This is a genomic window from Martinezella rhizogenes, assembly GCF_000799715.1.
Taxonomy (GTDB): domain Bacteria; phylum Pseudomonadota; class Alphaproteobacteria; order Rhizobiales; family Rhizobiaceae; genus Rhizobium; species Rhizobium rhizogenes_C.
Genome location: NZ_JUHG01000013.1, coordinates 613667 through 636756, shown reverse-complemented (window position 1 = coordinate 636756; position 23090 = coordinate 613667). Strand labels below are relative to the sequence as shown.

21 protein-coding genes are annotated in these 23090 nt (G+C 59.0%); 5 read left to right on the top strand and 16 right to left on the bottom strand.

All coding sequences use genetic code 11. The features are described from left to right. Window positions 1–23 precede the first annotated feature (23 nt). A complete protein-coding gene (locus tag EX00_RS14870) occupies window positions 24–1034 on the top strand; it encodes a zinc-dependent alcohol dehydrogenase family protein (protein WP_047459097.1) in 1011 nt (336 codons plus the stop codon). A gap of 30 nt (window positions 1035–1064) precedes the next feature. Here the strand turns inward: EX00_RS14870 and EX00_RS14865 are convergent, their stop codons facing one another. Together EX00_RS14865 and EX00_RS14860 are read right to left on the bottom strand one after the other, a co-directional pair. Beyond that, window positions 1065–2084: a LacI family DNA-binding transcriptional regulator gene (locus EX00_RS14865; protein WP_047459096.1), complete on the bottom strand. Its 1020-nt coding sequence runs from the start codon at window positions 2082–2084 to the stop codon at window positions 1065–1067. A 95-nt stretch (window positions 2085–2179) separates the two neighbouring features. Further along, on the bottom strand, window positions 2180–2716 hold the full coding sequence (locus EX00_RS14860; protein ID WP_155294071.1) for a hypothetical protein: 537 nt from the start codon (window positions 2714–2716) through the stop codon (window positions 2180–2182). 113 nt (window positions 2717–2829) lie between these two features. Here EX00_RS14860 and EX00_RS14855 point away from each other — a divergent pair, with 113 nt between their 5' ends. Beyond that, on the top strand, window positions 2830–3474 hold the full coding sequence (locus EX00_RS14855; protein WP_047459092.1) for a TetR/AcrR family transcriptional regulator: 645 nt from the start codon (window positions 2830–2832) through the stop codon (window positions 3472–3474). A gap of 310 nt (window positions 3475–3784) precedes the next feature. On the opposite strand, the gene EX00_RS14850 is transcribed toward EX00_RS14855, so the two are convergent. Next, entirely contained in the window at window positions 3785–4747 is a 963-nt protein-coding gene (locus EX00_RS14850) for a dihydrodipicolinate synthase family protein (RefSeq protein WP_047459091.1), read from the bottom strand. An 885-nt stretch (window positions 4748–5632) separates the two neighbouring features. Beyond that, the gene (locus EX00_RS14840) at window positions 5633–6577 is read right to left on the bottom strand and encodes a DMT family transporter (RefSeq protein WP_047459085.1); all 945 of its coding nucleotides are present in this window, start codon (window positions 6575–6577) and stop codon (window positions 5633–5635) included. Window positions 6578–6810: 233 nt separating this feature from the next. Here EX00_RS14840 and EX00_RS14835 point away from each other — a divergent pair, with 233 nt between their 5' ends. Beyond that, window positions 6811–7578 (top strand): 5-oxoprolinase subunit PxpA, encoded by a 768-nt coding sequence (locus tag EX00_RS14835; protein ID WP_047459082.1) that lies wholly within the window; start codon window positions 6811–6813, stop codon window positions 7576–7578. Window positions 7579–7705: 127 nt separating this feature from the next. Here EX00_RS14835 and EX00_RS14830 read toward each other — a convergent pair whose 3' ends face one another. Genes EX00_RS14830 through EX00_RS14815 form a run of 4 tightly spaced genes read right to left on the bottom strand, consistent with a single transcriptional unit; the run spans window position 7706 to window position 12293 of the window. Continuing rightward, window positions 7706–8653 (bottom strand): Csu type fimbrial protein, encoded by a 948-nt coding sequence (locus EX00_RS14830; RefSeq protein WP_047459079.1) that lies wholly within the window; start codon window positions 8651–8653, stop codon window positions 7706–7708. A gap of 15 nt (window positions 8654–8668) precedes the next feature. Next, window positions 8669–11083 carry a fimbria/pilus outer membrane usher protein gene (locus EX00_RS14825; protein WP_047459076.1) on the bottom strand — a complete coding sequence of 805 codons (2415 nt, stop codon included), beginning with the start codon at window positions 11081–11083 and terminating at the stop codon, window positions 8669–8671. Then, window positions 11055–11774: a fimbrial biogenesis chaperone gene (locus EX00_RS14820; RefSeq protein ID WP_047459073.1), complete on the bottom strand. Its 720-nt coding sequence runs from the start codon at window positions 11772–11774 to the stop codon at window positions 11055–11057. The genes EX00_RS14825 and EX00_RS14820 overlap by 29 nt, the downstream gene beginning before the upstream one ends. A gap of 21 nt (window positions 11775–11795) precedes the next feature. Beyond that, entirely contained in the window at window positions 11796–12293 is a 498-nt protein-coding gene (locus EX00_RS14815) for a Csu type fimbrial protein (RefSeq protein ID WP_047459071.1), read from the bottom strand. Between the two features lie 480 nt (window positions 12294–12773). Between EX00_RS14815 and EX00_RS14810 the strand changes: the two genes are divergently transcribed. After that, complete coding sequence (locus tag EX00_RS14810) at window positions 12774–15335, top strand: GcvT family protein (protein ID WP_047459068.1); 2562 nt, start codon at window positions 12774–12776, stop codon at window positions 15333–15335. Window positions 15336–15442: 107 nt separating this feature from the next. Here the strand turns inward: EX00_RS14810 and EX00_RS14805 are convergent, their stop codons facing one another. The 5 genes from EX00_RS14805 to EX00_RS14785 form a co-directional block, all read right to left on the bottom strand. Further along, window positions 15443–15943, bottom strand: a complete 501-nt coding sequence (locus tag EX00_RS14805; RefSeq protein ID WP_047459066.1) for a GNAT family N-acetyltransferase — start codon at window positions 15941–15943, stop codon at window positions 15443–15445. A 19-nt stretch (window positions 15944–15962) separates the two neighbouring features. Continuing rightward, window positions 15963–16856: a carbohydrate ABC transporter permease gene (locus EX00_RS14800; protein WP_155294070.1), complete on the bottom strand. Its 894-nt coding sequence runs from the start codon at window positions 16854–16856 to the stop codon at window positions 15963–15965. Window positions 16857–16861: 5 nt separating this feature from the next. Continuing rightward, entirely contained in the window at window positions 16862–17752 is an 891-nt protein-coding gene (locus EX00_RS14795; RefSeq protein ID WP_047459064.1) for a carbohydrate ABC transporter permease, read from the bottom strand. Then, window positions 17749–18849 (bottom strand): ABC transporter ATP-binding protein, encoded by a 1101-nt coding sequence (locus EX00_RS14790; RefSeq protein ID WP_047459062.1) that lies wholly within the window; start codon window positions 18847–18849, stop codon window positions 17749–17751. The genes EX00_RS14795 and EX00_RS14790 overlap by 4 nt, the downstream gene beginning before the upstream one ends. Window positions 18850–18963: 114 nt before the next feature. Beyond that, a complete protein-coding gene (locus tag EX00_RS14785) occupies window positions 18964–20220 on the bottom strand; it encodes an ABC transporter substrate-binding protein (RefSeq protein ID WP_047459059.1) in 1257 nt (418 codons plus the stop codon). Between the two features lie 207 nt (window positions 20221–20427). Here EX00_RS14785 and EX00_RS14775 point away from each other — a divergent pair, with 207 nt between their 5' ends. Next, complete coding sequence (locus tag EX00_RS14775; protein ID WP_034522229.1) at window positions 20428–21180, top strand: GntR family transcriptional regulator; 753 nt, start codon at window positions 20428–20430, stop codon at window positions 21178–21180. 38 nt (window positions 21181–21218) lie between these two features. Here EX00_RS14775 and EX00_RS14770 read toward each other — a convergent pair whose 3' ends face one another. The 3 genes from EX00_RS14770 to EX00_RS14760 form a co-directional block, all read right to left on the bottom strand. Beyond that, window positions 21219–21575 (bottom strand): type II toxin-antitoxin system RelE/ParE family toxin, encoded by a 357-nt coding sequence (locus EX00_RS14770; protein ID WP_047459050.1) that lies wholly within the window; start codon window positions 21573–21575, stop codon window positions 21219–21221. Between the two features lie 2 nt (window positions 21576–21577). Beyond that, a complete protein-coding gene (locus EX00_RS14765; RefSeq protein WP_047460340.1) occupies window positions 21578–21835 on the bottom strand; it encodes a ribbon-helix-helix domain-containing protein in 258 nt (85 codons plus the stop codon). Window positions 21836–21958: 123 nt separating this feature from the next. Beyond that, complete coding sequence (locus tag EX00_RS14760) at window positions 21959–22984, bottom strand: glycoside hydrolase family 25 protein (RefSeq protein WP_047459047.1); 1026 nt, start codon at window positions 22982–22984, stop codon at window positions 21959–21961. Window positions 22985–23090 lie beyond the last annotated feature (106 nt).

The following is a 23090-nucleotide window of genomic DNA, read 5'->3' as shown; positions in this document are numbered from 1 at the left end:
TCCATCTGTGAGGAGGAGAAAGAATGAAAGCTGTCCGCTTGGAATCGATCGGGTCCATGACCATGCGCAACGTCGAAAACCCGGTTGCCCGGCCGGGTGAATTGCTTGTCCGTGTGCTCGCCGCCGGCATCTGCGGCTCCGATCGCCACATGTACAAGGGCGAGTATCCGACGGCGCGCCCCGTAACCTTGGGCCATGAATTCTGCGGTATCGTGGAAGACGTGGGCGATGACGTCACCGGCTTTGCCGGTGGCGAGCTCGTCACCGTCGACCCTAATATTGCCTGCGGCCGCTGTTATGCCTGTACGCGCGGGCGGCCGAACCTGTGCGAGGGTTTGATTGCGATCGGCGTGACGCGAGACGGTGGGTTTGCGGACTACGTCGCGGTGCCGTGCGCACAGGCATTCACACTGCCCGCCGATCTCAATCCCGTGCATGGCGCTTTCTGCGAGCCGCTTGCCTGCTGCCTTCACGCCATCGACAAGGCCGGCATTCATCCGGGCGACAGCGTCGCAATCCTGGGGGGCGGCGTGATCGGCCTGCTCATGGTGCAATTGGCGCGATTGGCCGGGGCGAGCGAGGTGATTTTGCTCACGCGGCAGCTCACGAGACGCCAGACCGCGCTGCACCTCGGAGCGACGCATGCCTTCGATCCGACGGCCTCGGACGCGGTTGCCGCTGTTCGAGATGTCACCCACGGCGGCGCGGATGTCGTTATCGAATGCGCCGGTGTTCCCGAAACCATGCAAACCGGCCTGCGGATGGCGCGGCGTGGCGGCACCTTCGTGCTTTTCGGGGTGACGCCGGCGGGTGTCGAGGTACCCGTCCTGCCGTTCGATCTGCTCGTCAACGAGATCGATATAAGGCCGGCCTATCTCAATCCGTTCACCCATTCGCGGGCCGCGGCCATGGTCGCGAGCGGAGCGTTGGAATTGGACTTGCTGGTGACCAGGACCATAGGTCTCGAAGAGGTCGCGGGCGTGGTGGGGAGCGCGCCGTTACCGGGCGAAATCAAGGTCATCGTGCGACCTTAGCTTTTCGGCACGCCATCGACCCGGCCCGGTTTAGCTGCGAACGGGGCCGGTGGAGTCGCGTTGGATCAGGGTGACCGGCACTTTCACGACGGTGGCCTGCCGTGGTTCATGTTCGGTCTGCTGTTCCGCGATGAGTGCCTCCAGCCGTTGTACCGCCCGCTGCCCGACATCGCGGATCGGTTGCGCGACCGTTGTTAGCCGGGGAAAGACATAGGCAGCTTCCGGCAAGTCATCGAAACCGATCACCGAATAATCGCCAGGAACGGAAAAACCGCGATCCAGGACGGCATGGATTGCCGCGATCGCTGAGATATCACTCGTGCCGATGATCGCCGTGATCTCCGGTCGCGTCGCCAGCAGATCTCGCGCCAATGGATAGGTTGCGGCAAAGCTGTGCTCCTCGGCCATGGTCACGGCGGCAGGCGTGATCCCGTTTTTCGCCATTTCCGCCGAAATGCCCCGGAGGCGAAGCTGGACAGGTTGGCTATGGGCGGGCGCGCCGACGATGGCGATCGACCGGTGGCCGAGATCGATCAGATGGCGCGCCATCAGCCGGCCGCCTTCCTCATGATCGGCCATGACGGCTTCGTCGGCGATGCCGCTTAGCTCGCGGTCGATGGCGATGATCGGAATGCGAGCGTCTCGCAGGACCTCGAAATGCTCGGTCCTGCCGAAAGCGCTCGCGACGATGACGCCATCGACGCGTTGGGCGAGCAGCATGGACATATAGCGCGCCTCGTGATCCATGTTTTCCGCCGTGCTGCAGATCAGCGTCTGATAGCCGCGCTGGAACAATTCCTGTTCGATGGCGTGGGCCAGGATACCGAAGAAAGGCACATCAATCGACGGCAGCATCAGCCCGATCATCCGGCTTTGCGCGCCGCGCAGCATACGCGCTTCCTTGCTGGGCGTGTATTTCAGCGTCCGAATGGCTGCTTCCACCCTGTCCCTCAGATCGGGCGAGGTGTAACCGCTATTGTTCAGCACGCGCGAGACCGAAGAGACTGAGGTTCCTGCAAGTTTGGCGATATGTCTGATGTTGGTCGTCACTTGCTCGCATTTCTTTGTCTGGTGGCTGAACAGTCATGAGGTGCGCCGCGGGAATTCACCTTCATTTTTCGACGACCGGTTCGTACCAGTCACGGTCATATCGGCAATGTGACATTCTTGGTGGAGATGGCAAGCATTGTGACCATTGCCGGCTTCATTCTCGGGTTTTCGCTCCGCGTCCTCATTGGCGTACCGATCGCCCGGTGCATGGGATTGCCAGTCTTCTGACGATCTATGTGGTCACCCCGGTCTGCCGTTTGTCTGCGCACGCTTGATAACACCATGTCGATCCTCCAAAGCGCCCCATTCAAAACAGGCAGGGCAAGGTTCGAACATGGCTCAAAGGGAGGCTCTGATCTATATTTGCTGCTGTTTTGGAAGACGTACTTGCTGATTGAGTCGAGGATCAGCAGATGTGCCGCCGATTTCATGGTGCAAATCTGGTTCTGGACGGCTTTGCCGTAGATGCCATTGAGGTTAACGGCGAGCGCGTTCAAATCAAATTGCGATCGTGCAAGCTTCCTCCAAAAATCACATTGCCAAGCGGGCGCCATCCACACATTACGATGCCCTCGTCTGAGTTGCCCGTGTGAAAGCCTTTCTTGAAATAATCGCTTGACGTTCGCTGACAACAGAAGCTCTAACTCGGCACTGATAACGGGGGAGCGCTTGCAGTCGCATTTGGGTTGACAGCAGCAGTTCGCTGAGTGATTGGCGGTCCGATCTGAAATTGGTGAAATTTTGAATGGAAGCGCAACCGGGATCGATATCGGAAAAACGTAGCGCGGGTAAAAAAGGCAGGCGGACCCAAGCCGAACGATCCGACGAAACACGCAAAAAGCTCTGCCAGGCGGCACTCGATGTGATGAACGACGTCGGTTATGGTCGATTCTCGACACAGGACGTGGCGTTGAGAGCGAATGTATCCCGCGGAGCCTTAACGCATCAGTTTTCGAGCAAAAACGCACTGATTATCGCTGCTTTTCGTTATCTTATCTCGTCGTGGGAGGAAGATTGGCTCGTGTTCATCGGTCGGAACGCACGAAAGATGACGCCGGACGAGGTTACAGACTTCCTATGGGATCGGCTGTTTCAAGCCGGAAACCACATCGCATCGCTCGAAATAATGCTCGCATCACGCAATGACGACGAATTGGGAAATAGCATTCGCGAGATCATGGTACGATGGGCGGCCAGTCGAGATGCGGCGATCGCCAGACTTCTTGGCGTGTCGCTGGACAGGCCTGAGACAGATGAGTTCATTCAGCTCAGCCTATGCGTTCTGCGCGGTATTGCCCTTCATAATAGCTTCAGCTCGAACTCTACCAAGGAGCTTCAAAAGAAGCTTCTTGGTAAGTGGAAGGACATGCTGGTCGCGACATATAGTTGACGAAGGGGCTGAGCTGCCCGCTGATGCTCATTCACGCAAGGGATATCAGCGTTGTAGAACCGAACAGGTCACTTCACCACGAAACCGTGAGGGAAGGGATCTCGGTCATTCGCACCCATCCGGCAATTGACGGATGATCGCCAAGTGGCCCGCCACGGAAGTAGCGGCCTCTGCGCGTCCGTTGAACAGCGAGCCGAGATCCAGCTGCAGGCATCATGACCGGCGATCTGAAGGATCCTGAAGGATTAGATTGGCTCTTTCTCATGAACAAAGGCCCTCCGAACAGGAGGGCCTTCTGATCTCGTTATAGTCAGCCCTTGCAGGACTGCACGGCGCCCGGCAACTTGCTCCACTCGCCATACCAGGCGTTGAAAAGGTTGAATTGAGCTTCGGCATAGCCGCGCTGGCTTTCCGTAAGGACGTCGGTTTCGTTGAAGTGCAACGTATATTCCTTGTCGCCCTGCAGCACCATCATATACTTGAAGAAGAGGACGAGATCGGGGCCTTCGTCGAAGGAGGACAGAACGGAAAGGGCCTGTTCGAGCTCTAGGGCGCGCTGGCGGGCGTCGACATCGCCTGACGCTGCCGCCTGCGAGAGATTGCTCAAGTGGATCACCTCTTTCGGCAGCACGTTGCCGATGCCGGTAATCGCGCCGGTCGCGCCGCAGTTTACGAAACCATGGAAGACGGCCGTATCCACACCGATCATCAGCGTGACGTCATCATCGCGGCTGGTGATATTCTCGGCAGCGTAGCGCATGTCGGCCGGGCCGCCAAATTCCTTGAAGCCAACGAGGTTGGCATGTTCGGCGCGCAGCGCGAAGAACAGGTCGGCGCGTGTCGCAAAGCCATAATAGGGGCTGTTATAGATGACCGCCGGGAGATCGGGCGCCGCGGACAGGATTGCCTTGAAATGCGCCTTCTGGGCAGCGATGACCGAACCGCGCGACAGCACGCGCGGGATCACCATCAGACCCTGCGCGCCGACCTTCTGGGCATGTACGGCATAAGAGACAGCGGAGGCGGTATTGACGGCGCCGGTGCCGACAATGACAGGGATACCTGCCTCGGTGAGGCGTCTTACGCCCTCCATACGTTCGGCATCGGTCAGGAGTGGCCAGTCTCCCATTGAGCCACAGTAGACGACGGCCGACATGCCCGCGGCAATCAGGTGTTGGGCCTTGCGCACGAGAGCGTCGAAATCAGGGGTGCGGTCTTCCTTGCAAGGCGTCATCAGGGCCGGAATGACACCGGAAAAAATGCTGGCTTTCACTGTGGGATCCTTTTTGAGCGGGACAAAAGCGGTCGTTACGCGCGCAAAACAGTGGGGCGTGCTGACGTCTTAGCAAAGGATTACTATCTTGTATTCAATTTGTCGACAAAAAACTGAGCGCATATCTTCATGTCCAATCTGTGCGTTCGCATCAGCAGTTTCCGCGCCTGTTGTACGATCTGCTCGGCATGTGCTGTCCCTTATTTCCGTGAAAACCAATGGGGATTTGTGTTTGGCTGAGAGGCGGGGCGGAGGGTAAATTTGCTCAATCCGTGAGCGGGCGCAGCATTTGCCTCGTCAGCGGGCATTTTTTTCCCGCTATTTACAAACAGACTTGATCGTTTGTAACATGCAAAGAATTCAAGCGGGGAACCCCATACAAAGCTATATTTTCCACGGCGGCAAAGTCCTGGACGTCGACAAGGGCGAGTTGCTCGATGGAGTTGAGGTTCAGGTGGAAGGCGACCGTCCGGCCTTTCTTGACGCAGTCATTGCCCACATAACCGCCCCGATGAGGTCCGATATCATCGTGAGCACGGGAATGCCCTCTGTCTCCAGGCCATCGACACCGTGGCTCACCTGAGGATGATCAGCGGTGATCATTTCGATGGCGTCCGCCTCGCGGCTTAGAGCAAAATGAACATCGAAGGATATGCTCGGCACCATCAACTATCCGGTGGTGGTGGGTGGAGAGCTTATTGCACCGGGAGACATCATGTCCGTCGATGATGACAGCGTTGTCGTTGTTCACGGCATAGATCGATATCATAGGATGCTGATTGTCCGATTTGCAATCGGGAGGCTCTGCTGCGCAACGAGCAAGTGTCGCAGAGTTTGCCATTTGCGAGAATCCATACCGGGAGCATTGCGCTTGCTCTCCAGATCCTATCGCGTTTCCGCTTCGGCGAGCACTACGGGCGCCAATTGAAGGCTGCGGCCCAGGCGTCTTTCCCGCCAGACCGCGAACATACCGGCTGCGGCTACGACCATAGCCCCGACAATCGTTGTTGCGACAGGCAGTTGCCCTAGCAGGAAATAGCCGATGAGCACCGACCATACCATCGTCGTATATTCGAATGGTGCCAACAGCGATGCCTGAGCGTGCCTTAGGCTGAGCGTCATCAATATCTGCGCGATGCCGCCCGACAGGCCGGCTGCTATGAGCAGCGACAGCTGCAGCATGTCCGGCATCTTCCATCCGAAAGCGGCTGTTCCTAATCCGATGACCGCCGTCATCAAGGAGAAGTAGAGAACGATGGCGCCTGGCTTCTCTGTGCGAGCCAGATGACGGATCTGCACCGACGACAGTGCCGAGCAGAACGCGGCCACAAGGCCAAAGGCGGCGCCAAGGGCGGCAGCCATGTCAACGGAGCGGGCCACGCCTTCGCTCGCCTCCCAAAAGCCGAGGTGAGGGGAGAGCATGACCAGAACACCGCTAAAGCCGACGGCTACCGCTGACCATCGGTAGGCGCGAACGACTTCTCCAAGTAGCGCTGCCGCCAGAATAACGGTGAACAGGGGTGCCGCGTAACTCAGCGCCGTTGCATCTGCAAGCGGGAGATAGGCGAGCGCCATGTAGTTGAAGAACATCCCGCCGGTGCCGGAGAGGCTGCGGATAAGATGGCCGCCGAAATGCTTCGTTGCGGTCAATTCGATGAGGTTGCCCTGCAATCCGAGCCAAATGCCGAGAGGAAGAAGGGCTGCAACCGATCGAAAGAAAACGACCTCGCCGGTCGGTATCGCTCCGTTCAATCCCTTGATGCTGGCTGCCATCAACGTCGCGGCGAGAGCCGCCAGTACCTTGAGCAGAATTCCTTTTCTGGGATCCATAACCGTCCGTCGTGCCGTTAATCCTCCCACCTGTCTTTCAACACGACGCCCGCGTTTTGAAAACGGCTAAAGGGCCGCCATAGAAACTTTGTCTGACCCCATCAAATGGGGCGGCGTGTTAGTTTTCCTCATCGAAGTCGAGGCGTCGCCCGGTCCGATCAGTGCGAAGACGATGCCTGGCGGAATGGGCGTTCCGGTGAGCGCGCGATCCTCCGCAAATCATGGAAGCGTCAATGAAGATCGATCTTAATTCCGACATGGGCGAGGGCTTCGGCCCTTATAAATTGTGCGATGACGAAGCGCTAATGGCCGTCGTTTCATCCGCAAACGTTGCATGCGGTTTCCACGCGGGTGACCCGGAAACGATGGCCCGGATGGTCCGCTTCGCCAAGGCGCGGGGCGTCGGCGTCGGCGCGCATCCCGGGCTGGCCGACCGGCTGGGTTTTGGCCGCCGCGAATTCCCGGTTGAAGCCGACGACATGAAGCAGCAGGTCCTCTACCAGCTGGGAGCTTTGGCCGCGGTTGCGCGGGGCGAGGGTGTCGCGCTGTCCCATATCAGCTTCCATGCGGCAATGGGCAACATGATCAGCCGCGATCCGGCTCTCGCGGAGCTGGTGATGCGCGCCGTCAAGTCGGTCGATCCGGATCTGATCGTGTTCTCGATGCCCGATACCGAAGTGGAGCGCGCCGCCGTCTCTGCGGGCTTGAAGACGCTGACCCTTTTTCTTGCCGACCGGGCCTATGACGCCCAAGGCCAGCTCGTCTCTCGTAAGTTGCCGAATTCGGTGATCAAGGATGAGATGAAGGTTCGTGCGCGCGTGCGGCAGTTCATCGAGAAGGGAACCGTCACCACGATCGAGGGCGAGACGCTTCCCGTCCGCGCCCGCTCCATTCTTGTTCACAGCGACACGCCGGGTTCCCTCGAACTTGCCAGGATCGTCCGCAGTGAGGTGGAATCGGCTGGTGGAAGCATCGTGTCGGCGCGAGACGTGCTGAGTTGAGGCATGGTTTCTGTCGTGGCAAATCGCAGACGTCTAGGCGGGAGAAGGAAGCGTCATGAGCCTGAAGCTGACGGCGGATACACCGCACGATGACGGTAAGACCAGCACCGGCATTTCGAAAGAGGGCTCAATAGGTCAGCGTCACGACTACCGTATCGGTATAGGTTCCAGGCGTTGGCGTGGTTTGCGGCGGTACGCGACCGTAGACGGTCAAGACCTGGGCAGCGCCAGTTCCGGTCCCCGCAACCGTGCTGCCCGGCGTAGTCGCATCGCCCCAGGGCTGTGATCGGTTCGTGTCCCTATAGAGCCCGTAGGTTACGGTTTCGGCCCCCTTCGACATCTTGCGTGCCGTCGGCGCCGCATTCGTGGTGCCGCCGCTCAACGAAACAGTATAGGTCGTTCCGGACGTGCAGGTCGCTGTTACCGAGCCTGTGGCGTCGGCATTGGCGCTCAGAACGCCCCTGGTGCCGAAGTCGACATTCCCCACGCTGACCAGGCAATTTGCGGCAACGCTGGCATTGATGGCGAAGGACACGCCTATGAGGGTTCCCGCGGGTGCATCGCAAGTGGTGTCGTTGCTGTAGCGATAGATGAAGTAAGTGTCGGCTGTCGAAAAAGTCGAAAGATACGGCCCGGGCGCTGCCGCACTCTGGCTGCCCAGTACGGTGCCATAGAGGGTGGTGGTGCCATTGACGAACCCGAGCAAGTTCAATGTCAGGGCGAAAGCGGGTGGCTTGGCAGGATAGGCCCAATTATTCGAACCCCAGATCACGCTCCGGCCGGAATCGGAATAAAGCTGATAGTTCAGCGAATGGGCTCCATTGAGCATCTGACGAGCCGCCGCCGAAGTCGCGCCGCCGCTGCCCGCGCCAATGCCAGGGCAAATCAGGATTCGTCGCTGCGTGAGAAGGTCTCCGGTGCAGTTGGCGCTTATCGTCGCAGTCGAGTTGACCGGGCCACCGGACAGAGTATCAACGGGGCCAAAACTCAGGTCGGTGGCACTGAAGCTGCAACTTTGCGCAAGGCACAAGGAAGGCAGCAGCGAGAAAAGCAGGAAACCGATGGCGCGTAGCATTCCTTGATCCTTGGCTCACAAACATTTCACGTCATCGATGACGACTTGTTTGCCCGGTTGAGGCGTGTAGGGGAATTCGGCGTGGCATGAGTTTCCGTCCTGGAGCGGAATGTCGATTGCGTTTCTCGCGCCCAGGCCGCGAATATAGGCTTGGCCGTCATAGCCGATGACAAACTCCTCGTTCGTCCCTTGCAGCTTGCCGCTGAGACCGGCTTGAAGCGGCGCCCCGTTTTTGTCGGTGATGGTGATCAGCGCGGCTTGCGGGGCTTTCGTGACGCCGAATTTTACAACGACGCCGCTACGATCAGCGGGAACGACGACCTCTTTCGTCGCCGGCACGTCGGCGTCGACGGGAAGGTTCTTCGGATCGATGGACACGGTATTCGGTTCATAGGAGTTGAGGTTGGGCACGAGGATTCGGCCACTATTGTTGGTTTTGCCGACCGGCCGGTTTTGTTGCTGGACCTCGACCCCGGGCGTGCCGACATCGACGACAGCAAAAGCATCGTCGATACGGGTGGAGGTAAAGACGTCACCGCCGGCAACGGCAATGGCGCCATCCATCTGGCCGGTAGCGCGAACGTTTCCGTCATATTGCTGAACGCCGGCCTCGAAGCGTGCGAAAGGCGCGCGGTAGCTGATTGCCGCTTGCCGGTTTGCGTCCTTGCCTTCCGAGGTCCGCGCGCGCCAGCCGATGCTGCCTTCTTCCGGCTGCTCCGACTTGGAGATATCGGCGACGACATTGAAACCATCCGGGCCGCTTTCAATGCCTGTGCTGGCGGAGATGTTGTTTCCGAACGGGATAGAGAGACCGGCAAAAATCCCGAAGCTGTTGCGATCGTCGAGATCGGCGAATGCGGTGGCGTAAAAGCTCGCCCGCTTGAAGGTCTGGCTGTATGAGAGGCCGGCAATCTGGCTCTTGTCGCCATTAGCGTTTTCTAGCCTGGTATAGGAAAGATTGAGGCTGGACAGATCCAGCGGCGTCGGAACGCTCAAGGTGACCTGATCGATGGCGCGGGGCACGCCGGCACTGAACACAGTGAACTGCCCGGAGCCGTTGGATGTCGGTTCGGCCGTGACAGACGCTATATCATCGTAATTGTCGAAGGTGCGCTGCATGCGGGCGTAGATCGACCAGTCATTGTAGCTCGTTTCCAGCGAAGCGTTGAACAATGAGCCGGAGCGGCTGCCGCTCGAGCTTGCGGCCCCGGCCGCCGATGCGACACCCCAGGCCCCGAGAGGAAAGGCGGCGCCGACGCCGCCATTGAGCAGATCGGCGCCGCCCTCGAAGTGGCCCTCCAAGGTCAGCCAATCGGTCAATCCGTAGCGCGCCGTGGCAACACCCATGATACGACCATCATAGTCGTTTGACTCAATGCCGAAGTTGCGGCGCGGCATGCCGACCTCGGCGGAGAAGTCGTACAGGCCCTGGCGCAAGAGCCGGTTTGACGAATAGAACGGCAGTGTTGCGGTTGTTTCGCGGCCGAGACTGTCGCGCAAGACGACGCGGGCCTCGCCGGCGCCGGAAAAGACCGGCAGGTTGGTGACCTGGTATGGGCCGGCAGGAACGTCCCCGGAATAGGACCTGACATTCTGGGTGTAGATTTCGAGCGTGGAGGGAACCGCAGCCGTTCCCGCAAATGTGGGAAGGGGTTCCGTCACCAGATCGGACCGCAACGCGAAATTGCGCTGCGCCTGAATGCCGCCGAAATAGACCGGACGTGTCCATGAAAGACCGCCGGTGGTAAAGTCGCCCACCCGATAGGTAATCAGCTTCTTCGGGTCGGAGTAGCTCCAGGCCGTGTTAAGTCTGGTTATGCCGTCGAGGCTGCCGTCGGAATAGCCGGCGATGAACGATTGGCTCAGCGCGCCATAGGGACTGAAGATGCGGGCGTCGAATGAGCCGGTGACCCCTTGAAACAGGCCTTCGTCGCCGTTGGTCAGGCCGTTGGAGCTGGCAAAAAGGGAGTAGTTGAGCACGCCTCCATACCCGGATTGAGGTTCGGGGATGTCTTTCCTCTGATTTTTCCCGATATTGATAACGCGCGCCGCGCGGCCGCCATTCGTTGTCGTCACGTAGAGCTGCTGGCTTTGCGCATCGATGCGGTAGGACAAGTCGGGCAGCTCGCTGAGCTCAATCAACTCGTCGTCGGCGGCACCCGCCGGGGGCTTTATGCCGACTTCGCGAAGTTCTCCGGCCGTTGCCTTCAGCGAACCGTCCGGTTGCTGCTTGAAATTGCCAATCATCTTCATCGAGGTGTCGTTGATGAATACTTCAAGAAAAAGGTCCTGCGTATCGGCGGGCTTGTTGTCAGTTTGAGCTGCCACCGGCTCGCTTGGAACTTCTTGCGCATGCAGCGTCGAAACACAGAGAATGGAGCATGCAACGGCGATCCCGAGACTAGCGTTTCGTGATTGCGATGTTGGCATTGAACGGCCCAAGATCACTCTGGCCTTGCAAAGTTACAGCGCCGCCGGAAAGGGATTTTGCGCTCCCGATCGGCCATTGCATTGTTGTGCCGCCAAGGACGTACCCGACGAGGCCGTTGCGACCGCCGATTTTCGTGGCTCCTTGCTTGAGGACGACGTTCGACAGACGAAAACGACTGCCGCCGTTGTTCTTGCCGGTCAGGAAAAGGCTGTCGCCCTGCCGGCTCAGATTCCAGGAGACATCAGCTGCCTTGGCATCGGCATTCCTGAAAAAGACGGGAATGGAGTGGCGCACGATCAAGGTCACGGTGCCGGCTTTTGCGCGGGAGGGATCCGGCAGCTCATCGACGACGACGCGATAAGTCTCCTCGGTCCGCACCGGTGCGTTGGTCGTTCTGATCACCCTGACCGTATAGCCCGCGTTCGGCGCCATCTTGGTCGCCGGCGGGCTGGCCACGACGTTTGTCGTCGGTTCCAGCTTTTCGACGCCGCCTGTCTGGCTCCACTTGAAGACACGCACCTGTACATTGATGGGATGGTCGCCGTCATTGGTCAGGTTGAGCACACCGGTGCTGTCAGGCGCGATGAGTTCGAGATTGGTGGGCGCCGCGCGCAACGAGGCGGCGTTTGCAAGACAAGCATTCAAGAGAACAAGCGCCGTCGTGGCAAGGCATGTAAACATGCGTTGCATAGCAGCCTCCTAGCAATGAATTCAGTAGGTGACGGTAATCGCCACTGTGTCGGTATAGGTGCCGGCAGCCGGTGTGGTTTGCGCCGGAACCCGTCCATAGACCGGGATGTTCTGCACGTTGCCATTACCCGTGCCGGCTACGGTATCGGTCCCCACCGTCACGCCCCAAAGCTGGGTGTGTCCGCTGTCGCGGTAGATGGAATAATTGACTGTCGCCGACGCCGGGCCGGTCATTTGGCGAACGGCGGTTGTCGCGCTGGCGCCCGCACCGGCGCTCAAACCGACATTATAGGTCTGTCCCGTCGTGCATTGAACACCGATGGAGCTGGTCTGGTCGTTCGTGGCATCGAGAACGCCCTTGGTGCCAAAATCGAGATCACTGGCGCTCTGGACTTTGCATTCTGCCTGGATGACGATGCGGACCGTCATATTGCCGGTCGCCGTGGCAGCCATGACGGGTGCCTCTGTGACGAGAATTGCAGCACCGACGAGTAAGGCACCGCGTAGCGCTTTCAGCATGTGTATTCCCCTCCGCAGTTTCCCCACGAACCTGCTAATATCCTAAATTAATCATATATGGATCATCATGGCAACAAGGCAAAAAGATATTGAGTTCTTTTCTTTGGGAAGTGGGGCTTATCTACAGTAAAATGATATTCATCGAAGAAATACCGGACTATATTTCTTTCAAACGGGCGGAAAAATTAACAAAATATAAACTATAGTATCGGGGCTTCGTCGGAGCGATTTTCCTTGGCCAATCACAGGTCAGCCTCTTCGTTCGGCAAATTGATTCGCAACTGTCAGGATTGATTCCCGTGCACTCGGATCGTTTGTCGTTTCCCGACACCAATTCTAGATTTCAGAGCTTGAAAATATTTTGCCGCCATATACCCGTGGGCTGGTCGTGATGCATTTTGATAATGTCGCAGAAAAGCAGCGATGGCGCCGCCGCTCGCGCTAAGGTCTCGGCAAATCCAAAGTTCGGAGTCGCAAGCAATGGCAGAGTTTCCCCAGAAGGCCAAGGTCGTCATCATTGGCCTGGGCGGTATCGTTGGCGCATCGATCGCGCATCATCTGATCGAGCGTGGGTGGGACGATATCGTCGGTATCGATAAATCCGGCGTCCCGACCGACATCGGCTCGACCGCGCATGCTTCCGACTTCTGTTACACTACCAGCCACGACTATCTCTCGGTCTGGACCACGCAGTATTCGATCGATTTCTTCGAGAAGATGGGGCACTACGCCCGCATTGGCGGCCTTGAGGTTGCCCGCACGGGTGACGACACCTGGATGGAAGAGATCAGGCGCAAGGCTTCGTCCGGCAAGGCCTTCGGCACCAATGTTCGTCTCGTCACGCCCTCCGAGATCAAGGAAATGTTCCCGCTGATCGAAGAAGATCAGGTGCAGGGCGGTATGTTCGATCCGGATGCCGGCCTTGTCGTCCCGCGCTCGCAGACCGTCGCCGGCAAGCTGGTGGATGCAGCTGAAAAATCCGGCAAGCTGAAGGTATTCGGCAATACGCCTGCACAATCGCTGATCGTCGAGGGTGGCCGCATCAAGGGCGTCGTCACACATCGCGGCACGATCATGGCCGACCATGTCATCGTCTGCGCCGGCATCTGGGGTCGCCTGATCGCCGAGATGGTCGGCGAAGACCTGCCGGTCATGCCGGTCGATCATCCGCTCACCTTCTTCGGGCCATATAACGAGTTTGAAGGTACGGGCAAGGACATCGGCTTCCCGCTGCTGCGCGACCAGGGCAACTCCGCCTATATGCGCGACACCGGCGATCCGAAGACGACGGAAGGCGGCCAGATCGAGTGGGGCTATTACGAGACCACCAATCCTCGCCTCTGCCACCCGCGCGACATCCTTGAAAAGCACGAAGCCCGCTTGTCGCCGTCGCAACGCGACCTCGAAATGGAACAGATCCTCGAGCCGCTCGAGCGCGCCATGGAACTGACACCAATTCTCGGCGAACTCGGCTACAATGAGGGCCATTCCTTCAACGGCCTGCTGCAGGTTTCCGCCGCCGGTGGTCCGTCCTGCGGCGAAAGCCAAAAGGTGCGCGGCCTCTGGTACTGCGTCGCCATCTGGGTGAAGGACGGTCCGGGCTACGGCAAGCTCATCGCCGACTGGATGACCGATGGCCGTACCGAGATCGACCACAACAGCATCGACTATGCGCGTTTCTATCCGCACCAGTTGACGGAAGAGTTCATCGAAAGCCGCTGCTATGAAGCCGCCCAGAAGATCTACTTCCCGGCCGTGCATACACGCGAACCCTACGCCTCGAGCCGTAACGTCAAGCGTTCGCCTTTCTACGAGCGCGAAAAGGAGCTGGGCGGTCACTTCATGGAGCTCGGAGGCTGGGAGCGCGCGCATGGTTATGCCGCAAACGAGCATCTGCTGGAAAAGTATGGCGATCGCGTGCCGGTGCGTCAGAATGAGTGGGACAGCCGCCACTTCTGGCGTGTCTCCAATGCCGAGCATCTCGCGATGAGCGAGGATTGCGGTATCGTCAATCTCTCGCATTTCCACATGGTCGACATCGAGGGGCCTGACCATGTCGAGCTTCTGGAATGGCTGTGCGCCGCAAAGATCGGCGGCGATGGCAATATCGGCAAGGGTATCTACACCCACTTCCTCGACGACGAGGGCATGGTGCGTGCCGACTTTACCGTCATCCGCATGGCAGACCGCTGCCGGTTGATCAACGGCGCCGATGCCGGCCCGCGCGACTTCCACTATATGCGTCGCATCGCCGAAGATCGGGGCCTCGACGTTACCATCACCGACGTGACCGAGAAGTTCATCACCATCGGCATCTGGGGTCCGAATGCCCGTGAGACACTGAAGAAGGTCGTGGCCGATCCGGCCGGGCTCGATGCGGAAAACTTCCCCTTCGCCGCGATCAAACAGATTGAGATCGGCGGCAAGCCTGTTACAGCCTTTCGCATCTCCTATGTCGGTGAGCAGGGCTGGGAACTGCATATGAAATACGAGGACGGCCTTGCCGTCTGGGATGCGCTGCGCTCTACCGGCGTGATGGCCTTCGGCGTTGAGACCTATGCGAATTCACGTCGCATGGAAAAGAGCCTGCGCCTGCAGAATGCCGACCTTCTCACCCAGTACAATCTGATCGAGGCGGATCTTGCCCGTCCGAAAGTCAAGGAAGCTGACTTCCGTGGCAAGGCAAAGCATCTGGAGTACAAGGCTCGCGAACATCAGCCCGCCATGCTCTGCACGCTGGTCATGACGGACAATATCGACGGACAAGGCGTCAAGCGCTACCCGCTCGGCAATCTGCCGGTCATGGATCCGGAAACAGGCAAGGTGCTGATCGATGAGCTCGGACGCCGCTCCTATACGACCTCCATCGCCTTCGGCCCGACGATCGGCAAGAATATAGCACTTGCCTACCTGCCCTGGGCCTATTGCCAGGAAGGCCGCAAGCTGAACGTAGAATATTTCGCCGAGACCTATCCGGTCGAGGTTGTCAGCATCGGCTACAAGCCGCTCTATGACCCTGAAAATCTGAAGCCCAGAAGCTAAGCGGAGCAATCCGTAGAGGCCTGTCAAAGCTCGAGTATAAATCAACGCCGCCTGGATGAGGTGATCTCCAGGCGGCGTTGATTTTTCCAGTCACGGTGGCATCGATGTCAGTCGGATTCCGACACTTCGCTCGGATTGGCAAGCGGCAGCATGCCGCGATAGATGCCGGGAACCGAGCCTTCGATTGGGATCGCGCCGACGCTCCGGCGATAGAACTCCATCGGACCTGCTCCACCGATCACCCCATAAGCATAACCCTGAGCATGCATGTCCAGAAGCGCCGTCAGCAATAGCGCCTGGCCGACACCCTTGCCGCGCATCGACGGATCGACCCCGGTCGGCCCGAAAAAACCCTTCGCGGTTGCCTCGTGGCAGGCGAAACCGACGAGCATCTCATCCTTGACCGCGATAAAGCAGGTCGGCGGCTGGCGCATGGTGGCGGCCGTCGCCTCCGCCGCCCAGCCAGCGCCGAATAGCGGCTGGATCCAGGAGGTCAATGCGCTGAGTTCCGGCGCCAGAACCCTGCGGATGACGATCCCCTCACTGTCCATGCGCTTCTGAAGTGCCGGGTCCGGCTTCAATTCGTAGAGCTTAACAAGCATGTCCATCGGTCTATCCTTTGCCGCCTCAGCCTTTTACCGCACCTGCCGTCAAGCCGGCGACGATCCGTCTCTGGAAGAAGAGGACCACGATGATGAGCGGTAGCGTCACGGTGACGGAGGCTGCCATGATCTGCCCGAAAGGATATTCGAAGCGGCTGGTGCCGGCAATCAGGCCGATGGCGACCGGGACGGTGCGATTTTCGTCGGTGAGGGTGAAGGTGAGGGCGAAGAGGAACTCGTTCCAGGCGAGAATGAAGGCGAGGATGCCGGTGCTGGCGAGTGATGGCCCCATCAAAGGCAGGAGTATCTTCATGAGAATCCGGAAATGCGAGCAACCATCGATGATCGCCGCCTCTTCGAGCTCGCGCGGGAATTCGCGAATGAAGGTCGTCAGGATCCAGGTGGTGAACGGCACGGTCGACAGCAGATAGGTGAGCACCAGCGCGCTCGGGCGATTGAAGAGCCCTAACCAGTTGATCAGCTCGAACATGCCCGACAGCACGACCACCTGCGGGAAGATCGAGACCATCAGCACGATCATCAGCATTGCACGGCGCTGCGGAAAATCGATGCGGCCGAGCGCGTAGGCGGCGCTCAGTCCGATGACGAGCGACAGAAAGGTCGTTGTCGTTGCGACATAAACGGAATTCAAAAGAGACCGCATGAACACCGGATTGTCGATCAATTGCCGGTAGTAGGTGAAGTCGAAGGCCGGCAGAAGCGCCGAGTGGTAAAGCGCTGCCCCTTGCTTGGTCGAGGAGACGAAAGCCCAATAATAGGGAAAGAGCGTGTAAAAGAGCACGAACAGGAGTGCCACGATCTGCAGGCCCCTGACGCACCGCCGCCTCATTCGATAATAGGAGGACGACTTGCGCTGGGGTCTCTGGATGCCGGATCCTTGCATGATTGCGTCTGTCATCTGCGTCAGTGCCCCGCTGCCCGGTCGAGGCGAAGCACCCCGATGATGATGATTGCGGCAAGTGCCACGAGCAGAAATACCCAGGTCGATGCGGCGGAGCCGACGCCAAGTTCCTGAAAGCTGATCAGCCTGTCGCGAGCGTAGATCGACACGGTCATGACATTCTCGTTGCTGGCGGCCATGACATAGGCAAGGTCGAACATTCTGAGCGCGTCCAGCACACGAAACAGCACCGCCACACCGATGGCCGGCCGCAGCATCGGCAGGGTGATCGACCAGAAGCGTTTCCAGGCCGGAATGCCGTCCACTTCCGCTGCCTCGAAGATCTCCGGCGAGATCAGCTGCAGGCCGGCGAGGATCAGCAGCACCATGAAGGGCGTGGTCATCCACACATCGACAAAGATGACGGCGCCCATGATCAGCGAGCTGTTGGCGGTCCAGGCAATGCCATGGTCGATGAAGCCGAGTTCGATGAGCAGCTTGTTGATCACGCCGAACTGATCGTTGAGCATCCATTCCCAAATCTTGGTCGAGACAACGACGGGGATTGCCCAGGGAACGAGAATGGCGGCGCGGGCAAGCCCCCGGCCGGGGATCGCCTCGTTAACGAGAAGTGCTATGGCGATCCCGAGAACTGTTTCGATCGCAACAGAGATCACGGTGAAGACGAGGGTATTCTTAACGGCGACCCACCAGCCATGATCCTGGATGACCTCGATGAAATTATCGAAGCCGATCATGGAATAGGCGGAGGGATTGTCGAGATAGGCGTCCGTGAAGGCGAAGAAGAAGGTGCGGGCGAGTGGCCAGAGTGCGACGACCAGCATCACCACGATGATGGGGACGAGAAACAGCCATGCGGCCCGGTGATCCCGGCGGGCAAGTCGAGCGCTCATCGATCGCTTGCCTCCGGACTATCCGGCGCCAGGCGCCTGCCGTCGGCATCGAAAACAAACATGGCCGCGTCGGCAAAATCCAGTCCGACAGGTTTGCCTATGAGATGCTGCCCAGGCGCTGTTGCAAGCCGGATCACCCAGATGGCGTCATCGGCGATGCGGCAATAGCCGAAATGCTCGTGCCCGAGATCCTCGACACGCTCCAGCGTTCCGACGATGCGGCCCTCGAGCGCATCGACGAGGCGCAAGGACTCCGGCCGGATACCGATTGCGGCGACGGGCTCAGTCGAAGCCTGCACCGCCGCTCCGATGGAAAGGCCACCAGGGCCTTCGATCCGGTCGGCGCCTGCCGCATGGCGCATTGCGACGGGCAGGAAATTCATGCGCGGACTGCCGATAAATCCCGCCACGAAGCGGTTGTCGGGCGCATGGTAGAGTTCTTGCGGCGTTCCGATCTGCTCGATGCGGCCATGGTTGAGAACGACGATCCTGTCGGCGAGCGTCATGGCCTCGGATTGATCATGCGTCACATAGATCATCGTCGTCTTGAGATCGTCATGGAGCTTGGCGATCTCCATGCGCATTTCCATCCGCAAGTCGGAATCGAGGTTGGAAAGCGGTTCGTCGAAAAGGAATATTTCCGGCTGGCGCACCAGCGCACGGCCAATCGCCACGCGCTGGCGCTGGCCACCGGACAATTCCCGTGGCCGGCGCTCGAGCAGATGATCGACCTTCAGCATGCGGGCGACCGATGCTACCTTCTGCCGAACCGCATCGCGCCCCATGCCCAGGGTTTCCAGGGCAAAGCCGATGTTGCGCGCGACACTCATATGCGGATAGAGCGCATAGGACTGAAAGACGAAAGCGACGCCGCGCTTGGAGGCGGGCACATCGGTGACATCGTCACCCCCGATGCTGACCACGCCCTTCGACGCGGAGATGAGCCCGGCGACGATGCGCAGAAGTGTCGACTTGCCGCAGCCGGAAGGGCCGACGAAGACGACGAACTCACCGTCGTTGATCTGGAGATTGACGTCTTGAATGACGTTATGCGTACCAAAGTTCTTTGAAACGGATTCAAGCGAAACCGATGCCATTTTACACCCGGGCCTTATGATCATGGAAGGCTCGCCACCTCAAGGCGGCGGCGAGACAGCGGCACGTTTGGCGGGCGGGAAGATGATATCCTCCCGCCGGCGCTCAAGGTGGTGTCAGCGGCTTTCCTTGAGTTTCTCTAGCCGGCCCGCGAGCGACGTCAGGCCGGATTTGATATCGGTTCCGCTGGACAGCATGTCATGGACGGTACGATAGAAGGCCTGTGACACCCTGTTGTAGCTGGTGCCGGTGTAACCCGACGGGCGCACGGCGCTGTCGGCGAAGGCCTGCTGGTTGTCCTTGAGGAAGGGGATCTTGGCCAGGATCTCGGAATCGCTATAGAGCGCTGGGATGGACGGATTGACCGCATCCTTGAGGGCTCGCATTTTCTGCATGTCGGGGCCGGTGATGAAGTTGACGAAGTCGGCGGCGATCTTCGGTTTGGCGGAGTACTTCGACACGCCGTAATACATCGGCCCAAGGCAACCGCTGGACTTTTGCCCCTCTTTACCGACCGGAAGCGGCATGACGCCGACCTTGTCGATGATGGCGCTTCCTGTCTGGTGCGATGTCCCCCAGACATAGGGCCAATTGCGGTGGAAGACCGCGTTGCCCGATTCGAAGATCGCCCGCGACGCTTCCTCGTCATAGTTCAGCACGCCGTCCGGGCTGATTGAACCTATCCAGCCCTTGGCCTTGCCGATTGCCTCGGCGGCTTGCGGATTGTCGATCGTCACCTTGCCGTCATCGGAAATGATCGTGCCGCCGCCATTCGAGGCGATGAGCTCGATGGCATCGCAGGTCAGCCCTTCGTAACTCTTTGCCTGCCAGGCATAGCCCCACATGTCGGGGTGGCCGGCGGCGCGTTCCTTGTCCTGGATTTCCTTGGCGGTCGTCGCCAGTTCGTCCCAGGTTTTCGGCGGCTGCTTGCCGTATTTCTCCAGCAGATCCTTGCGGTAGAACATCAGCCCGACATCCATATAGGCGGGCATGGCGACAAGGTTGCCGCCCAGTTTCGCGGCGTTAAGCGTCGATGCGAAATGCTTGTCCTGATCGGCCTGCGGGATCAGCGTCTTGAGGTCGAGCAGGTTGCTCTTGAACATGCCGAGCCAGATGACGTCGAGAAACAGGACGTCGACATCGGTCGATTTCGCCGCAAGCAGCTGCTGGTAGAGCGGGATCGCATCGTCCAGCAGCGCGGGCATCTTGTTGATCTTTGCCTCATTGCCTGTCTTCTCCTTCCAGGCATTGGCGACGTTGGTGCACAACTCAAATTCTGTCGGCGCGCAGAAGACGGAGATTGTCTCGGCATGGGCCGAGACCGTCCAAAGGCCAGCGCAGAGCGACAGGGCAGCAAGGCTTTTCTTAAACATGAACCGTTCCCTTGATTGTGATAACGCTTTGGCATCGTGCGGAACTCTACGGCTCCTTGGCGTTAATAGGACTGGTTATGACCAGTCATGTCAATATGGACTTTCAAGAGATTTGCGTCAAAGATGGCGAAGGCCTGAATGAGGTCACGAGGGAAACGGCATTTGAACACGCGCCAGAGCAAGGGAACGTTGATTGAAACACAAGACATGGTTGATCGAGGCGATCCGCGCCCCCTGCACAAGCAAGTGTACGAAGCGCTGCTGGCGTCCATCCGCGACGGCAAGCTTCCCTTGCGCGGCAAGCTGCCGTCCGAGCGAGAACTCGTCGATCTTTACAATGTCAGCCGCATCACGGTTCGCCACGCGATTCGCGAGCTGATTCAGCAGGGCGTGGTCCAAAGCCAGCCGGGCAAGGGGCTCTACGTCACCGAGCATGGTGGTGGGTTCGAGCTGCAGGTCTTGAAGAGTTTTACCAGCACCGCATTGGCCAACGGCCGCAATCCCGGCCATCGCCTGATTGAGGCCAGCATCGTTCGCGCGCCACTCGACATAAGCCGTCCGCTGTTCCTCGCGCCTGGTGCGGAAGTGGTCGTACTCACCAGATTGCGTCTGATCGACAATATACCGGCGGTCATACAGACCGACTGGATTCCCGCTGGCCGCGTCGCCGGTCTCCTGGATCTCGACTGGGGCGTTGCCAACCGTTCTCTTTATGCGGAATTGCGCGAACGCTACCGGATTTATCCGAAGCGCGGACAGACGACATTAAGCGCGCGCATCGCCACCGATGAAGAAACGGCTATCCTGGAGCTTACGCCGCCAGCCGCAGTTCTGACTGTCGATCAGATCGCCTTCGACGATCGCAATCGGCCGGTGAACATGACGGCGCTCGTGCACCATCCGGCCCGCTATCCTCTGACGTTGTTGCAGTCGGAAACCGGCGATTTCACGCAGTATTGAAGCGCTTGGCGGCGAATTGAATGAGTTGTTTGACTTGGCTATTCCTCAATGGGGTGCGAGGCGAGTGTGGCAAGATCTTCGGCAAGACGAACGGGTGCGTCCATCCGGTCATGCAGGATGCTCATGACGCCGATCATGCCGCTTGGGAGTTCCCGGAAAAACACGTAGTGCCGTTCGTATCGGCTGAAGTAGGCGAGCGTTCCGAGGTCAGCAGGTATAACGAGATTATTGGGAAGCCTGCGCCAGAGCGCTCGAGTTTCGGAGAGTTTCTGCAGGTGCGCGTGCAAGCCACGGATATAGCTCGCGGCTTGCTGCTCCCCCCAAGTCGCGACTGTGTCGTTCCAAATACGATCCTGCGCAGCGTCCGCAGTCGGATAGAAAAGGTATCCGGTCATGTCTAACGGGTTTTCTTCTGGTTCCGCCGGATCACATCTTCGGCCGAAACAGCCTTAAATTCACTTTCATCAGCCCGCAGGGCGGGTTCCAGTTGCTTGCGCAGCCATTCCCAAGCGTGATCCTGGCTTTGCAGATCCTTGCGGATAAGTGCGCGGATGTATTCGCTGGCATTTTCGTAGAGACCGCTCTCGCCGATTTGTTGCCGGATATGGGCCTGAAGCGGCCCGCCCACGCGGACATGAATGCTTTCCGATGTCATCTGCATACCCTTCCTTTCCACCCATTAATTATGGGATTCGTAGAACAATATGTCAATATTTGCTACGGTGAGGCAATCGCGGTGGAGTTATCCGGCTCAGGTGGGGTATCGGGATTGATGAGCTCAGTTCGTCGCCACCCAATTTTGCCACTCGTCTTCGCTGCCATGGAAGGCATTGAGGTCGATTCGGCCTTCGACGCCGTGCGACAGGCCGGAACCCGAATATTGCCAGAACAGCCACTTGCGGCCCGGATAGACCTTTGAGGGATGTTCGGCCACCGCACGCAGCCAGAAGGGGTGTTCGAGAAACGCGCCCCTCAGATTGTCACGATAAAAGTCCGGTGCGGTGTAGATGATCGGACGCTGGCCGTAATATCGCTCGAGCTTGTCCATGAAGACCTGCATTTTGTCGAGGACACGCTCCCGCGAGACACGCTGCTTGCAGCTCGATTCGCCGTTCCACTCGACGTCGATCACCGGCGGCAGGGCGCCCGCTTCTTTCGGGACGTTACGGATGAACCAGTCGGCCTGTTCGCCGGCGGTCCGGCACCAGTAGAAGAAGTGATAGGCGCCGCGCTTTAGCCCAGCCTCCTTGGCCTTGCGCCAGTTCTGCCTGAACATCGGGTCGAGATGATCGCCGCCATCGGTTGCCTTGATGTAGACGAAGTTCGCGCCCTGCGTTCGCAGCGTTTGCCAGTCGATATCACCCTGCCAGCGCGAAACGTCGACTCCATGCACGGCAAGCTTTCTTGGCGAGGAGACGCCGAAATTGATCGGCTTGGCGTCGCGAAAACGGTGACTATAGATCGGTGAGCGTGTCTGCGGCGCTATGCTGCTGATCCTGGGATTGGCGGGCATTAGCAAGGCCACTGGCCTTTCCGCGGGGAGCGGCGTGCTCTCCGTCTTGCTCACCGACAGGAACGCTTGCGGGCGAGGGCCTGGCGAAGCGTATAGGCCCTGCTGCTGTTCCGACCGCGCAATCACTTCGCCGACACTGGCCGCGGGTACGGGACCGTCTGAGCGGGTGATGGAGTTGGTTGTTTCGGGTGAGGGCAGCCCGGCCGCGAGGTCGCCCGCACCGGAACTGGTGGAGCAACCTGACAATGCCAGGGAAGCAAGAAGGATTGCTGATACAGCCGAAAGACGCATAGGAGCCCGCACGCAAAACAAGGGTCGACAGCACGATCCATGCTATCGGGAGTTCACCAGCATGTATTGCTAACGGAGAATTACGAAAAAAGACTGAATCCAATCT

Excerpts from the sequence above, each read along its gene's own strand:
- EX00_RS14870 (WP_047459097.1), top strand. The coding sequence starts at position 24 with ATGAAAGCTGTCCGCTTGGAATCGATCGGGTCCATGACCATGCGCAAC.
- EX00_RS14855 (WP_047459092.1), top strand. The coding sequence starts at position 2,830 with ATGGAAGCGCAACCGGGATCGATATCGGAAAAACGTAGCGCGGGTAAA.
- EX00_RS14840 (WP_047459085.1), bottom strand. The coding sequence starts at position 6,577 with ATGGATCCCAGAAAAGGAATTCTGCTCAAGGTACTGGCGGCTCTCGCC.
- EX00_RS14835 (WP_047459082.1), top strand. The coding sequence starts at position 6,811 with ATGAAGATCGATCTTAATTCCGACATGGGCGAGGGCTTCGGCCCTTAT.
- EX00_RS14830 (WP_047459079.1), bottom strand. The coding sequence starts at position 8,653 with ATGCTACGCGCCATCGGTTTCCTGCTTTTCTCGCTGCTGCCTTCCTTG.
- EX00_RS14825 (WP_047459076.1), bottom strand. The coding sequence starts at position 11,083 with ATGCCAACATCGCAATCACGAAACGCTAGTCTCGGGATCGCCGTTGCA.
- EX00_RS14820 (WP_047459073.1), bottom strand. The coding sequence starts at position 11,774 with ATGCAACGCATGTTTACATGCCTTGCCACGACGGCGCTTGTTCTCTTG.
- EX00_RS14815 (WP_047459071.1), bottom strand. The coding sequence starts at position 12,293 with ATGCTGAAAGCGCTACGCGGTGCCTTACTCGTCGGTGCTGCAATTCTC.
- EX00_RS14810 (WP_047459068.1), top strand. The coding sequence starts at position 12,774 with ATGGCAGAGTTTCCCCAGAAGGCCAAGGTCGTCATCATTGGCCTGGGC.
- EX00_RS14805 (WP_047459066.1), bottom strand. The coding sequence starts at position 15,943 with ATGGACATGCTTGTTAAGCTCTACGAATTGAAGCCGGACCCGGCACTT.
- EX00_RS14800 (WP_155294070.1), bottom strand. The coding sequence starts at position 16,856 with ATGACAGACGCAATCATGCAAGGATCCGGCATCCAGAGACCCCAGCGC.
- EX00_RS14795 (WP_047459064.1), bottom strand. The coding sequence starts at position 17,752 with ATGAGCGCTCGACTTGCCCGCCGGGATCACCGGGCCGCATGGCTGTTT.
- EX00_RS14790 (WP_047459062.1), bottom strand. The coding sequence starts at position 18,849 with ATGGCATCGGTTTCGCTTGAATCCGTTTCAAAGAACTTTGGTACGCAT.
- EX00_RS14785 (WP_047459059.1), bottom strand. The coding sequence starts at position 20,220 with ATGTTTAAGAAAAGCCTTGCTGCCCTGTCGCTCTGCGCTGGCCTTTGG.
- EX00_RS14775 (WP_034522229.1), top strand. The coding sequence starts at position 20,428 with ATGGTTGATCGAGGCGATCCGCGCCCCCTGCACAAGCAAGTGTACGAA.
- EX00_RS14770 (WP_047459050.1), bottom strand. The coding sequence starts at position 21,575 with ATGACCGGATACCTTTTCTATCCGACTGCGGACGCTGCGCAGGATCGT.
- EX00_RS14765 (WP_047460340.1), bottom strand. The coding sequence starts at position 21,835 with ATGACATCGGAAAGCATTCATGTCCGCGTGGGCGGGCCGCTTCAGGCC.
- EX00_RS14760 (WP_047459047.1), bottom strand. The coding sequence starts at position 22,984 with ATGCGTCTTTCGGCTGTATCAGCAATCCTTCTTGCTTCCCTGGCATTG.